This window comes from Bacillus sp. ISL-7 (assembly GCF_018613065.1).
Genome location: NZ_JAGGQW010000050.1, coordinates 52905 through 68080, shown reverse-complemented (window position 1 = coordinate 68080; position 15176 = coordinate 52905). Strand labels below are relative to the sequence as shown.

The following is a 15176-nucleotide window of genomic DNA, read 5'->3' as shown; positions in this document are numbered from 1 at the left end:
CAAACCAAAATGTCAACAAGGCATAATAAGGAGAGAAGTATGAAAAAAATCATTCAGTTTTCATTGAAAAACAAATTTGCCGTATGGCTGTTAACCATTATTATTACAATTGCTGGATTGTATTCAGGGATGAACATGAAACTCGAAACTATTCCAAATATCAACACACCACTTGTTTCAGTTTTGGCGGTATATCCTGGTGCGACGCCAGAACAAGTAGCTGAAAAAGTTACAGAACCAATTGAAAAACGAGTGGAGAATTTAGACGGGGTTTCTGTTGTTAGTTCCTCTTCGTTTCAAAATGCTTCATCTATACAAATAGAATACAATTTTGATAAAGATATGGAAAAAGCTCAAAATGAAGTAAAAGAAGCATTAAGCAATTTAGAACTTCCTGATGGAGTGAAGGCACCAAAAGTTTCCCGGATGAGTTTCTCAAGCTTTCCAGTCATGTCCTTAAGTATTACAAATTCAGAACAATCTTTGGCAGGATTAACAAAAACAGCTGAAGAGGAGATCATTCCAGAACTTGAGGGTGTTGAAGGAGTATCAACCGTTCAAATATCAGGGCAGCAAGTTGACGAAGTTCAATTGAAATTTGATGAAACTAAATTAAAGAAATATGGATTAACCGAAGAAACAATCAAGAATTTAATTAAAGCCACAGACGTTAAATTTCCATTAGGTTTATACACATTTAGAGATACGCAAAAGTCAGTTGTCGTCGATGGTAATGTGACATCGATCGATGACCTAAAAGCAATAAAAATTCCCGTAGTCCCATCTACAGGTGCACCACAGCAAGGAATGACGGGTGGTCAACAAAGTCAGGTACAACAAGGTATGACAAGCGGCCAAGTTAGCCAAGGCAATCAAATAGCACAGGTTCCACCTTCGATTCCTACTGTAGACCTTAAAGATATAGCAACAATTGAAGTAGTAGGGAAAGCCGAATCTATTTCCAGGACAAATGGTGAGGAATCAATCGGTGTGCAAATTACAAGTGCACAAGATGCAAATACTGTAGATGTTGTTAACGCAGTAAAAGAAAAACTAAGTGGTTTTGAAGCTAAGATTGATGGGTTAAAAGTAACAACGATTTTTGATCAAGGGAAACCAATCGAAGAATCGGTTGCAACAATGCTAAATAAAGCAATATTTGGTGCAATCTTTGCCATGATTATCATATTGCTTTTCTTAAGAAATTTTCGGACAACAATTATTTCAGTCATTTCGATTCCTTTATCGATATTAATAGCTATTTTACTTCTTAAACAAATGGATATTACGCTAAATATGATGACACTCGGGGCAATGACAGTTGCGATCGGTCGAGTTATTGATGATTCAATTGTTGTCATCGAAAATATATTTAGACGAATGTCTCTTAAAAATGAATCACTTAGTGGTAAGGAATTAATTGTGGCGGCCACTAGAGAAATGTTTATGCCGATCTTTTCTTCAACGATGGTAACAATTGCTGTATTCCTGCCATTAGGATTAGTAAAAGGACCAGTAGGGGAGATGTTCTTACCATTTGCATTAACAATCGTCTTCGCATTAATGGCTTCTCTTTTAGTAGCCATTACAATTGTACCAATGATGGCTCATTCTTTATTTAAAAAAGGGATATCATTAAAACAAGAGCATGTTGAAAATAAACCTGGTAAATTAGCTACTAATTATAAAAAGGTTCTTAATTGGTCGTTAAACCATAAAATTATTACCTTTGGGTTAGCTATCTTACTTTTAGTTGGCAGCTTGTTCCTTGTACCGATCATTGGGGTAAGCTTCCTTCCTTCTGATGAACAAAAAATGGTTGTTGCCACTTATAAACCAGCACCAGGTCAAACTTTGGATGAAGTTGAAAGGATAGCAACCGAAGCAGAGGGATTTTTTGAGCAGAGAGCAGGAGTAAAAACCATTCAGTTTTCTGTTGGCGGAGAAAATCCAATGAATCCAGGGCAAAGTAATTCTGCCATGTTTTTTGTTGAATATGACAAAGATACTAAAAACTTTTCACATGAAACCGAAAAGGTTATCAATGACCTAAAGAAACGAAAAGATAAAGGTGAATGGGCAAGCCAAGATTTTTCTGGCATGGGATCATCGAATGCTCTAACGTTTAACGTCTATGGTGACAATATGGATGAAATTGAACCAGTCGTGAACAATATATCGAAGATTTTTAAGAAAAACGAATCCCTTAGGAATGTGAAAACGAGTATCTCGGATACGTATGAAGAATACACATTAGTTCCTAATCAGGAAAAGTTAAGTCAATTAGGACTTACTGCAGCACAGGTTGGAATGGGTCTAGCTGGAAATGGCCAGCGTCAAGTATTGACAACGATTGAAAATAACGGCAAAGAAATGAATGTTTATCTAGAGGTTGAGAAAGATGAATATGAAGATATTAATGAATTGACAGATAAAACGCTTCAATCCCCTATGGGTACGACAGTTCCGATTAAGGATGTCGTCGACGTTAAAGTGGGAAACACTTCTGACACGATTACAAGGCGTGATGGTCGTATTTATGCAAGTGTAAGTGCAGAAATTACCACTAAAGATGTATCAAAAGTTTCGAAGGCAGTTCAAAAGAAAGTAGATACGTTAAAAATGCCATCGAGCGTGGATATATCTGTCGGCGGTGTATCAGAAGATATTGCTGAATCCTTTACACAGTTAGGCTTAGCAATGCTTGCAGCCATTGCAATTGTTTATCTAGTTCTCGTTATTACATTTGGTGGAGGTTTAGCACCACTAGCGATTCTATTCTCGTTGCCATTTACAATTATCGGTGGGTTATTAGGATTATTGATCGCTGGCGAAACATTAAGTGTTTCAGCAATGATTGGCGCCTTGATGTTAATTGGGATTGTTGTAACGAATGCAATCGTATTAATTGATCGTGTCATTCATAAAGAAAATGATGGATTATCGACACGAGAAGCCCTTCTTGAGGCAGCCGGGACACGTGTTCGCCCAATTCTTATGACAGCAATTGCGACAATAGGTGCACTTATACCACTAGCAATCGGTATGGAGGGAAGTGGACTTATTTCAAAGGGATTAGGTGTCACAGTCATCGGGGGACTGACAAGTTCGACACTGCTTACCTTAGTAATTGTACCGATTGTGTATGAAACACTAATGAAAATGAAGCGAAAAGAAAAGAAGCAAAAGTAAAATAAAATGAATAGAAACTGATTCTCCGTTAACGCATCATTAACGGTAGGGTCAGTTTCTTATTTTTTTACCGAGTCCTTGACATTAAAAAAAAAAGGAGTATAGTAATGTTCTTGTGTTGGTGATTTAACCATTTTTTGAAATATTCATGGATTGTTCATATTTAAATGCTAATATAGATGATAGACTATTGGGAACAGTATCTACCCATTAAATTTAAAATAATGACTAAAATTATATAATAATAGACTACAAGGCAGGTGCTATATGAATAACGTATTTCAAAAAGGTCAAAGTATTTTTAATAAATATGTTGGCTTTTTCTTTTTGACTGTATTTTTCCTATGGATAAAGACATATATCGTTCAATTAACACAATTTGACTTAGGAATAGAAAATTCACTTCAGAAGTTTCTATTATTTATAAATCCGCTCGGTTCTGCTTTACTTTTCTTAGGACTTTCTTTCTTTTTAAAAGGTAGAAAAAAGTATATTGGGCTGATTGTCATCGATTTTCTTTTATCGATTTTATTATATGCGAATATCATATTTTACCGTTTCTTTAATGATTTTATTACTCTACCAACATTAACGCAGACACAAAATTTTGGCGATGTAAGCGGAAGTGTGACATCCCTATTAAAACCGTATGATTTCTTATTCTTCATTGATATCATTATTTTGGCTGCCTTACTTGTTTTACGTTTTGTGAAAATTGATGCTAATGACATGAATCGCGGAAAAGTCGCAGCATTATTCTCAATGGCTCTTGCGATTTCTAGTGCGAATCTAGCCCTAGCTGAAACAGACCGCCCTCAATTATTAACCAGAGGATTTGACCGTAATTATATTGTGAAGTATTTAGGTATGTACAATTACACCATTTATGATGCAGTTCAAAGTACGAAAGCATCCGCTCAAAGGGTTATGGCGAGCAGTGATGATATTACTGAAGTCGTTAACTATACAAAATCGAATTATGCAAAGCCAAATCCAGCTTACTTTGGTGCTGGAAAAGGAATGAATGTAATCTATCTTCATCTTGAATCAATGCAAAACTTCCTTATTAATTACAAGTTGAATGGGGAAGAAGTAACACCATTTTTAAATTCATTAACGAAAGATCAAAATACGCTTTACTTTGATAATTTCTTCCATCAAACAGGTCAAGGTAAAACATCTGATGCTGAATTCATGTTAGAAAATTCATTATATGGATTACCACAAGGGTCAGCATATACGACAAAAGGTTTAAACACATATGAAGCTGCTCCCGCAATACTAGGTCAGCAAGGCTATACGTCTGCTGTATTTCACGGGAATTCAGGAAGCTTCTGGAATCGTAATGAAATTTATAAATCATTTGGTTTTAACAAGTTCTTTGATTCAAACTACTATCAAATAGATTCTAAAGATCTAGCAGAGTATGGACTGATGGATAAGCCATTTTATGAACAATCGATTCCACTTTTGGAATCTTTACCAGAGCCATTCTATACAAAATTTATTACCGTATCGAATCATTATCCGTACCCGATTAATGAAGAAGACGCAACGATTGCACCAGGTACAACGGGTGATAAATCGGTTGATGGGTATTTTCAAACTGCACGATATGCGGACGAAGCATTGAAGCAATTCTTTGACTACCTGAAAAAATCAGGATTATATGATCATTCGATTATTGTCATGTACGGTGATCATTATGGAATTTCAGAAAATCATAATAAAGCAATGGAACAGGTGATGGGAAAAGAAATTACTCCTTTCGAAAATGCTGGCTTACAACGAGTGCCATTATTTATTCGTGTACCAGGAATGGAAGGTGGAGTAAACCACGAGTACGGTGGTCAAATCGATCTTCTTCCAACACTTCTTCATTTGCTTGGCACGGACACAAAAGAGTATGTTCAATTTGGAACCGACCTATTATCTAAACAGCATGATGATGTAGTTCCTTTCAGAGATGGAGGCTTTGTAAGTTCAACTATCACCTCTATTGATGGTAAATTCTATGATTCCAAAACGGGAATGAAATTAGAAAAATCTAAAACCGAAGAAGCTAAGAAAGATCAGAAAATCGTCGAATATAAATTAAAGCTATCAGATAAAGTTGTAAATGGAGATTTATTACGTTTCTACAAACCTGAAACGTTTATTCCTGTCGACCGTTCAAAATATAACTATAATCCCACGACTGATGTGGAACCCAATAAGTAAATAAAACAAAGAGGGCTGCCTAAGTAAATTTTCTTAGGCAGCCCTCTTTGTGTATTTTGTTTCTATTTCCTGAATCTTTTCCTGTACATAGTAGGAAGATAAGATCATGGACTACTAGTGAAAGGTGGGGGAAATAGTGGGAAAGATTTTTCATATTTACCAAACAGATTGGAGAAATATATTTAGAGTTCCAACTGTAGTTTTGTTAATTGGGGCACTAATGATCCTGCCTTCTGCCTATGCATGGGTTAATATCAAATCGATGTGGGACCCTTACGGCAATACATCGGGGATTCGGGTAGCTGTTAGCAACGAGGATGAAGGAGCGGAAATTCGTGGGAAGAAATTTAATGTTGGAAATGATACTGTAAAAAGTCTAAAAAAGAATCACCAGCTTGGTTGGGTTTTTGTGAATCGGGGCGATGCACAGAGTGGCGTAGAGAAAGGGCATTACTATGCATATCTCATTATCCCAAAGGATTTTTCAAAGAAACTTACGAGTATTTTAGAAGTGAACCCCCAAAAACCAAACATAGAGTTCGCTGTTAACGAAAAAATCAATGCCGTGGCGCCGAAAATTGCAAACTCAGGGGCATCGAGTGTTACGGCGCAAATTAGTCAGGCGTTTATTAAAACGGTGGGGAATGAATTATTCTCTGTATTTTATAGAGCAGGTATTGAGCTTGAGCAAGCATTGCCATCCATTCATAATGTTGAGAAACAAATCTTTGAATTGGAAAAAGCATTACCGCAGATTGAGGAAATGGGAAAAAAGGCGATAGAACTGGAGGAGAGGCTGCCCGAAATACAAGCAAAGGGACAGAAAATTATTGAGCTTGAACAAAGAATACCCGAAATCCAGCAGGCCGGCACCAGTATCTTGAAGGCTGAAGCTAGTTTGCCAATTATAAAGGACGCCGGGGACAAAGTGATTGTACTACAAGGGAAACTTACTGATATTCAGCGTACCACCGATATTATTTCAGAAGTAGTCTCGAATTTAAACGAGATAGAAACGAAACTTAAACAAGCAATCCAAAGCGTTAAAGATACAAAACAGGTAGATACTACAGCAAATCAAGAGCAATTAGACCAATTGTACGAGGAGTTAGTAAAAATCCATAGTAGCATCTATGAAACTCGGACTGGCATTCAACAGAAAGTGGACGAAGCAACCCGGGTTATAAATTCAGCAGCCTTATTTTTTAAAAATGATTTGCCCAGGGTTGAACAGAAACTACATAAGGCGGCTGATTTTGTGCGGAATGATTTGCCAAAAGTGGAGGAAGATATTCGAAGAGCAAGGAACCTTGTTCAAACGAGGCTTCCCGAACTTGTAAAAGTTGTTCATAAAGCAGCGGACTTAGCTCGAAATGACTTACCAGGATTTGAAACTAAAATTAGAAGTGCGGCCGATAAAATCCGTAAGTTTGAAGGCAGTGTGAATATAAATGATTTAATCCAATTTCTTAAACATGATCCTCAAAAAGAAAGTAACTTTTTATCGAGCCCAATCCTATTGAAAACGAAAAGGTTATTTCCTATCCCGAATTATGGATCGGCGATGACCCCCTTTTATACGATGCTGGCTCTATGGGTCGGAGCCACTCTCCTGATTGCTTCCTTAAAAGTAGATGTCGATGACCCTGAGAATAGATACAAAAGCTACCAAATCTATTTAGGGAGGCTGCTAACATTTGTGACGATCGGCATCTTCCAAGCAGCCATTGTAGCTCTGGGTGATTTGTTTTTAATTCACACGTATGCTGTGGACAAACTTTGGTTTGTACTTTTAAGCATTTTTATCAGTATCGTGTTTGTTACGATTACGTATTCCTTATGTTCGGTTTTCGGAAATATTGGAAAAGGTTTAGCAATCCTTTTCTTAGTCCTGCAAATATCTAGTTCGGGAGCTACGTTTCCAGTTAGTTTGACCTCTTCCTTTTTTCAAAAATTAAACCCCTTTATGCCGTTTACTTATGCGGTAAGCATGCTCCGTGAAACGGTCGGTGGAATGATCAAAGAGGTGGTTTTTAAAGATATCCTTTCATTAATTGTCTTTGTATTCATTAGTTTTCTTGTAGCACTGATATTAAAAAAACCATTAAGCAAACGGATTCAACAAACAGCAGAAAAAGCAAGGACATCAAAGATTATTCCTTAGTTCAATTAATTACTGTGTAGGTTGTATATTTTTAAAACTAAGTAAAACACTATTAGTTATGGAGGTGGAGATTGTGGTAAGTGGCCAGCAAAATTTGAGTGTGTATAGTTTTCTATCTTCCTCGCTAATTGAAAACATTGCTTCTATTAAGTGCGTGTTCGAATCCTGTGAAGATCTGGAATATAAACACATGGACATTTCAAATGTTGAAGGATGTTTAATCTACCATCCAGGAATGGTCGACCTTCAATTGTTAACCGAAATCGAAAGTCATGTCGTAACCATCAATGAACATCACACCGTCAGTACAAAACAAACCAATCAAAATTTCATAAAAAAGAATTTTTTATCTAATAATGTTAAACATTCAAATAGTTTAAGTACAATCGTTGAACAGTTGTTATTAGGGAATACTATTTTATTGATTGATAATGAAGACCAGGCATATATGCTGCAAACGGCTAAATATACGGGCAGAGCCATAATGGAGGCTGTTACTGAACGAACTGTTCGCGGGCCGCGTGAGGGTTTTATCGAGGATTTAGACACAAACCTAGCGCTTGTACGTAAACGGATACGAACTCCACAATTAAAAGTAAAATTTCTAACCCTGGGTCGACAAACCAATACAAAAATAGGCATTTTATATATGGCCGGAATTGCTAGTGAGGAAATTGTCCAAGAAATAAAAGACCGGCTTTCCAAAATAGACATTGATGGAATATTAGATAGTCAATATATTGAGTCTCTAATCCAAGATTCAAAACGGTCTCCGTTCCCAACCATTTACAATACTGATCGTCCAGATAAAGTATGTGGGAGCTTACTTGATGGAAAGGTCGCCATTATCATTGATGGGTCTCCCTTTGTATTGACAGCACCTGCCCTTTTTGTGGAATTCCTCCACACCAGTCAGGATTATTACGATAGTTCGCTAGCTGCAACAATGGTTCGTTGGGTCCGATTTTTGGGGCTTTTTGTAACCTTAATCCTTCCTGCTTTTTATGTAGCATTGACCACCTTTCATCCCGATTTATTACAAACAACACTTCTATTGAGAATTGCCGGGAGCCGTGAAGGTCTTCCATATCCCGTTTTAATTGAAGCGATCTTTATGGTCATGACTTACGAACTGATTCGGGAAGCTGGCTTGCGAATGCCTAAAACGTTTGGGAGTCCAATAATAATCACTCTTGCTTTAGTTATCATTGGCCAAGCGGCGGTGCAGGCTGGAATTATTGGGCCAGTTTTAAGCATTGTTGTTTCGATCACAGCGTTAACATCATTTATTATGCCAAACTATGCGTTTCACCAAATAATTAGAATGTTAGGCATTCCCTTGCTTATTTTGGCTGGTTTTTTTGGATTCATGGGTATCCTTATTGGTCTGATGTTCGGCTTAACCCATGTTATTAGTCTGCGTTCTTTCGGTGTTCCCTATTTTTCGCCAGTATCACCTGCATTCTATCAGGGCTGGAAGGATGTCTTTATTCGGGCTCCTTGGTGGGGAATGAAGTCGCGTATTCCAGGTATGCATATCAACAATTTCCACCGAAGTGGAGAGGCTTCTTCATCATCAGTAGGCAGTAAGGAGAAAAAGGATGAGTAATATCAGTAAGTTTAGATGTTTAATAATCATTGTTATTAATTCTTTTTTGCTTATTTCTTTAACAGGCTGCTGGAGCTCACATGAGGCAGAGGAAATTGCAGTCACTGATATCATGGGAATTGATATCAATGAAAAAGGAGAATATGAAATCACAGCATCCATTGTAAAGACTTACCAAATATTTTCGTTAACATCAAAAAATAATTCGGATGGAAAAGGTGAGAATTCTTTAATTATTTCTACAACCGGTAAAAGCATAGTCCAAGCTATTTCCAGATTATCTAGTTCAATCCCGAAAAGACTTTATTTTGGACACATGAATGTACTTGTTTTGGGAAACACTTTTGCTTCTAAGGAAAACTTGGAGCAAAGTTTAGATTATTTTAAAAGAGAAAATGATTTTCGTCCGAATTTGCAACTTTATGTAACAAAAGGGAAGGCAAAGGATATTATTACCACAAAACCAGAGTTAAAGCCAACACTTGGTTTGGAAATAAGAGGCATGTTTGCGACGAATCGGTATGCCACATCTTCCATGGTCAAAGACCTTAGTAAATTTTCAGAGGCATTAAGCAGTGTTTCAACGGAACCTTATACAGGGGTACTATCTACCTCAATTAAGAATGATGAATTAGCTAAAACAGGAAAAGTGGAACCCATTGCAAAAGAAAGTAGTAAAAGTCTGATTCCTCAAGAAAGTAGAGAGGCTTCACTAAGTTTAAACGAAACAGCTGTGTTTAAAAAAGGGAAATTAGTTGGATACTTGAATAAAGAGGAGACGAATGGCTTATTGTGGCTGAAAGGAGACTTAGTTAAAGATGTGATCGTTGCTCCTTGTGGAGATGGGCCAAGTGAAGGGAACACTAGTCTCACCATAAGAAAGGTAAACACCTCAATTTCACCCGAAAAGAATGATTCGAAGATTGTTTTTCATGTTGATATTCATGCCGACGGTGAAATCAGTGAGATAACCTGTTCAACCCCTTCTATTTCAAGTAATTATTTAGCTAACCTAAATCGCCAGGTTGAAGGAATAGTAAGAAAAGAAATAGATGATTTGTTTAGAAAGATTAAATATGACTGGAATACAGATATCATTGGCTTTGGTGACCAATTTAAACGGAAATATCCTGAAGATTGGAGGGGAATGGCTTCGTCATGGAAAAAGGATGGTTTTAAAGATACAGACATCGATATAAACATAGATTTTTCCATAACAAGATTTGGCTTACAAAAAGGAACTACATCAGAATAGAGGGAAAAAATGAAAACGTTATTCTTCTTACTATTTATCATACTAGTAGGTATCACAACAGTTTTTCATCTATATACTTCCTGGAAAAAGAAAGAGAAAAAAGTGATGTTTATTCAAATGGGTATCCTGGGATTAGCAATTGTTTTAGGTGGTGTGTTGATATACGAATTCCAGCTTCCATCCTTATCAAAATTATTTAATACAATAAGCCCGTTTTAGTATGATTGGAGGGAATTTCCTATGATTGAAAAGGGAAGAATTAGTAATATTCAGACTTCTATGTTAGCGATCACTTCTTTGACGATCATCGGGCATTTAATTATTTTGACGGTTGTGATGGCACATAGTAAGCAAGATGGCTGGATTGCAGGAATATTCGGAAGTGCACTGGGGCTCATTGGAATAGTCTCGTTGGTTAAGCTTTCTCAGCGATTTCCAGGCTTAACTTTAATTGAAATTCTTTTTCAGCATTTCTCTTGGATTGGGAAAATACTGGGATTCCTATATTTGTTTTATTTTTTTATCATGGCATGTTTGGCAACAAGACTCTACGCGGAGGCTTATAAAAGAATTATGATGGAAACACCAATGTGGGCATTTATTACGGTGATTCTTCTATTATCAATCTATATCGTTCATAAAGGTCTTGAAACATTAGGAAGATTGAACCAGGTGATGTTGCCGGTTTTGTTCATTTTCGCCATGGCTGTTGTAATCTTAACCATAAATGAAAAAAAGGATTATACCAACCTCCTGCCTTTTTTAGGTAACGGGTTATACCCCGTTTCTTTGGGCTCGCTCACCGTAATGGGGTGGTTTGGTGAATTTGCAATAATGGGAATGGTTTTACCGTATGTTCAAAATCCAAAAAAACTAATGAAAACAGGGATTTATAGCGCACTTTTAACATTGATCTTCTTTTTAGGGCCTATCACAGGGCCTATAGCACTATTTGGGCCAGAGGAAGCCGCGAAAATGGCTTTTCCTACTTTTTCGGAAGTAAGGTATATTGAAGCAGGCGATGTAATCAATCGCTTTGATGCCATTGCGATTCTCTTTTGGACGGTTGGATTAATGATACGTATTTCTTTATTCTTCTATGGGCTGTGCCTTGGGACCGCACAAATATTCAAAACCGATACATACAAACCTTTTATCATTCCATTCGGATGGTTAATCGGTGTAGGTGCCGTACTTTTCGCCAAGAACTATTCCGAAATAAATGAATTTCTGTTTCAGTCATATGTCCCCTTAAATATTCTAATGGGAGCGGCTCTACCACTTCTATTCCTATTCATTACAATGATGCTGAAAAAGAAAAAAACGGTATAAGAACTGGTCTTTAGTTCCTTGGATAGGACTAGGCAGACATTCGAATGAATGTATGCCTCTTTTTAATTTTGGAACACTCTAGGATTTTTTAAATATTATAATAAATTATATTGACAATTCCTATGCGTATGGTAGGATTAATCTTAATTTAACAATTCAATGAGTTTTTTAAAGGGAGGCGAATCATCTGGAAGGTTCAGAATGGCAGGAAGTAAAGGAACATATTGAACGTATGCTGGACACATTAAAATATGGATCTATTACACTAGTAGTTCAGGATGGAAAAATAGTACAAATTGAGAAAAATGAAAAGGTTCGTCTTCAATCAAATAAAATTCGCTGACTAGAAAAACTTGAGGCGGTCTACACCTTTTTGGGTGGGAGACAGCTTTTGTATTTTGACAAAGGGGGTCCCTAGAGGATGACAAGAACAGTGACTTATAATAATTGGAGTGAAATCTCGGAAAACTTCACTATTCAGGATGAGACAAAGGGTGCCAGGTCTGTTTTAGAGTGGGCATATAGCAATTATCCTGAAGGGAAAATTATCTATGCATCCAGTTTTGGTGCTGAAGCAATTGTATTAATCGATTTGATTTATCAGGTAAAAAAAGATGCTCAGATTGTTTTTTTAGATACAGGGCTCCACTTTCCTGAAACGTATGAAGTGATTGATAAGATTGAAGCTCGTTTTCCAGAGTTACAAATCGAGCGAAAAACCCCTGATTTGAGTTTAGACCAACAAGCAGCAGAATATGGCTCGGCATTATGGAAACGTGATCCAAACCAATGCTGCCAAATCAGAAAGGTCATCCCTCTGCGCGAGGCATTGACTCCAAAAGATGCATGGATTTCAGGTCTTCGGAGAGAACAGTCGCCAACAAGGAAGGATACGCAATTCGTTAACAAAGATGATAAATTTAAAAATATAAAAATCTGTCCATTAATTCATTGGACGTGGGATGAGGTTTGGTCGTACATCAGGGAAAGAGACCTCCCTTATAACCAATTGCATGATCAAAACTATCCAAGTATTGGCTGTTTCCCATGTACACAGGCCGTCGGAACAAATGGTGATTCCCGAGATGGGCGTTGGACGGGAAGCAGTAAAACGGAGTGCGGTTTGCACTCTAAGTAAAGGAGGTCATTCCTACGCTTACCATAATTGCGGTTTCAATAGGATTATTTTTTGCAGTAAATATTGGTGCTAGTGGTGCTGCAGCGTCGATGGGTATATCCTATGGAGCCGGTGTAATAGCAAAAAGAAAGGCATTGGCTCTTTGTGCCATTGCAGTTTTCCTAGGTGCTTGGCTAGGTGGAGAGGAAGTCGTAAAGACTATTGGGAGCGGGATTGTCCCTAGCAGTACATTTACGACGGCGATTGCCTTGATTGTGCTTGCCTCAGCAGCATTATCATTATTCCTTGCCAACATTTTTGGGATTCCTCTTTCGACCAGCGAAGTGGCAGTAGGATCAGTTATTGGAGCTGGTGTAGTCTATCAATCGGTTTTTGTAGGCAAGGTTTTGTGGATAGCAATGTTTTGGCTGCTTACTCCTTTTGCTGCATTTGTTATTGCCATTTTGGCTGCATCACTGTTGAGGCGACCATTCATTAAAACATGGATGGATAAGTCAAAAGCTGGTCCTATATTAGCAATCATAGTTGTTCTTATGGGCTTGTTTGAAGCCTTCTCCGCTGGAATGAATAATGTAGCAAATGCAGTTGGACCACTTGTTGCCGCAGGATTAATGCATAAGGGAGATGCGGTCATCTGGGGCGGTCTAGCCGTTGCACTCGGTGCATTCTTTCTCGGAAACCGAGTGCTTGAAACCAATGGGAAAAAAATAACGACTCTCAGGATAGAAGAAGGTTGTGTAATTTCTGGTACTGGTGCAAGTATTGTTACTGCTGCCTCTCTTTTTGGAATTCCGGTCCCATTAACGCAAATTACCACTTCCTCCATAATCGGAATTGGCTATGCTAAATATGGGAAGGCAGTCCTAAAAAAGGATATCGTGGTTAAACTACTAACTGTTTGGATTGTTTCTCCTGTTTTATCGATGGTGCTTTCATACACCATTATTCAATTGGTGATTGAACAGAACTTCTATCCAATTATTGCAATGATAGGTGTTCTAATCTCCGTTTTTGGTGTGATGTTCCTAATGAAGAAAACACCTTCGAAGGTAGTAGTCCCAAATACAAAAGTAGCGAATAAATTAAAATTTGTAGAGAAAGGTTGATCAAAATGTCATACTTACCAAAACCTCATGGAGGAAAACTTATTCAAGCATTCGACCCCAATTACGATCTAACCACTATCGAAAAGGAAATTGAAATTGATGCGATTGCATTAAGTGACTTAGAATTAATTGGTATCGGATTATTCAGTCCTTTAAAGGGCTTTCTTGGACAAAAAGACTATGAATCTGTCGTGAGCAATATGCGTTTAGCAGACAATACCATCTGGTCTATCCCTGTAACCTTACCCGTATCTTACGGTGTTGCTGAAACACTTGTGGAAGGAGAAGAGTACAAACTTTCATTTAACAAGGAAGTCTATGGTGTTATTAGGGTTTCAGAATGGTATGAACCTGATTTAGATAAAGAAGCACTTGAAGTATATAAAACAGAAGAACTTGCCCACCCTGGTGTGAAACGGCTTTACGAAAGAGGACCTGTTTACGTTGCTGGGGAAGTTGTACTCGTAAAAAAAGCCGAAAAAGGAGTATTCGGTGATGTGTGGTTTGAACCGAAGGAAACACGGGCTATTTTTGAAGAAAAGGGCTGGAAGACTGTTGTAGGTTTCCAAACAAGAAATCCTATTCATCGTGCACATGAGTACATTCAAAAAGCTGCCCTTGAAACAGTCGATGGCTTGTTCGTCAACCCGCTTGTAGGCGAAACAAAGTCAGATGATGTCCCTGCGGATGTCCGTTTGAAAAGTTACCGCGTTTTACTTGAGAATTATTATCCTAGCGAACGAGTTCAACTTGGTGTATATCCAGCAGCTATGCGATATGCAGGACCAAGGGAAGCCATTTTCCATGCACTTGCCCGTAAAAACTTTGGCTGCACTCATTTTATTGTTGGTCGTGACCACGCAGGAGTTGGAAACTATTACGGAACTTACGATGCCCAGCATATTTTCAGTAATTTCACAGAAGAAGAACTTGGTATCAAGCCTTTGTTCTTTGAACACAGCTTCTACTGCAATAAATGCGAAGGAATGGCTTCTGATAAAACTTGTCCGCATAGCAAGGAAGACAGAGTGATTCTTTCTGGAACAAAGGTAAGAGAGATGCTGCGAGCAGGAGTACTTCCACCGGCTACCTTCAGCCGCAAAGAAGTTGTTGAAGTGTTAATCGAGGGAATGAAAGAAAAAGCAACCGTGTAAGGAGGA

11 protein-coding genes are annotated in these 15176 nt (G+C 37.8%); all 11 read left to right on the top strand.

The window, feature by feature from the left end; translation table 11 throughout:
- Window positions 1–39: 39 nt before the first annotated feature.
- The 11 genes from J7E66_RS20805 (at window position 40) to sat (ending at window position 15170) form a co-directional block, all read left to right on the top strand.
- The gene (locus J7E66_RS20805; RefSeq protein ID WP_215003340.1) at window positions 40–3192 is read left to right on the top strand and encodes an efflux RND transporter permease subunit; all 3153 of its coding nucleotides are present in this window, start codon (window positions 40–42) and stop codon (window positions 3190–3192) included.
- 267 nt (window positions 3193–3459) lie between these two features.
- Window positions 3460–5412 carry a lipoteichoic acid synthase gene (gene ltaS, locus J7E66_RS20800; RefSeq protein ID WP_215003338.1) on the top strand — a complete coding sequence of 651 codons (1953 nt, stop codon included), beginning with the start codon at window positions 3460–3462 and terminating at the stop codon, window positions 5410–5412.
- A gap of 136 nt (window positions 5413–5548) precedes the next feature.
- Window positions 5549–7576, top strand: coding sequence for a YhgE/Pip domain-containing protein (locus J7E66_RS20795; RefSeq protein ID WP_215003336.1), 2028 nt, complete (start codon window positions 5549–5551; stop codon window positions 7574–7576).
- A gap of 73 nt (window positions 7577–7649) precedes the next feature.
- A complete protein-coding gene (locus tag J7E66_RS20790) occupies window positions 7650–9185 on the top strand; it encodes a spore germination protein (RefSeq protein WP_215003334.1) in 1536 nt (511 codons plus the stop codon).
- Window positions 9178–10440 carry a Ger(x)C family spore germination protein gene (locus J7E66_RS20785; RefSeq protein WP_215003332.1) on the top strand — a complete coding sequence of 421 codons (1263 nt, stop codon included), beginning with the start codon at window positions 9178–9180 and terminating at the stop codon, window positions 10438–10440. Before J7E66_RS20790 ends, J7E66_RS20785 begins: the two co-directional genes overlap by 8 nt.
- Window positions 10441–10449: 9 nt before the next feature.
- A complete protein-coding gene (locus J7E66_RS20780; RefSeq protein WP_214712941.1) occupies window positions 10450–10659 on the top strand; it encodes a hypothetical protein in 210 nt (69 codons plus the stop codon).
- A gap of 21 nt (window positions 10660–10680) precedes the next feature.
- Complete coding sequence (locus tag J7E66_RS20775; RefSeq protein ID WP_215003330.1) at window positions 10681–11772, top strand: GerAB/ArcD/ProY family transporter; 1092 nt, start codon at window positions 10681–10683, stop codon at window positions 11770–11772.
- 187 nt (window positions 11773–11959) lie between these two features.
- On the top strand, window positions 11960–12115 hold the full coding sequence (locus J7E66_RS20770; protein ID WP_285289242.1) for a YezD family protein: 156 nt from the start codon (window positions 11960–11962) through the stop codon (window positions 12113–12115).
- Window positions 12116–12193: 78 nt separating this feature from the next.
- The gene (locus J7E66_RS20765; protein ID WP_215003328.1) at window positions 12194–12910 is read left to right on the top strand and encodes a phosphoadenylyl-sulfate reductase; all 717 of its coding nucleotides are present in this window, start codon (window positions 12194–12196) and stop codon (window positions 12908–12910) included.
- A gap of 8 nt (window positions 12911–12918) precedes the next feature.
- Window positions 12919–14016, top strand: coding sequence for a sulfate permease (locus J7E66_RS20760; RefSeq protein ID WP_308162556.1), 1098 nt, complete (start codon window positions 12919–12921; stop codon window positions 14014–14016).
- A gap of 5 nt (window positions 14017–14021) precedes the next feature.
- Entirely contained in the window at window positions 14022–15170 is a 1149-nt protein-coding gene (gene sat, locus J7E66_RS20755; RefSeq protein WP_215003324.1) for a sulfate adenylyltransferase, read from the top strand.
- Window positions 15171–15176: the final 6 nt, after the last annotated feature.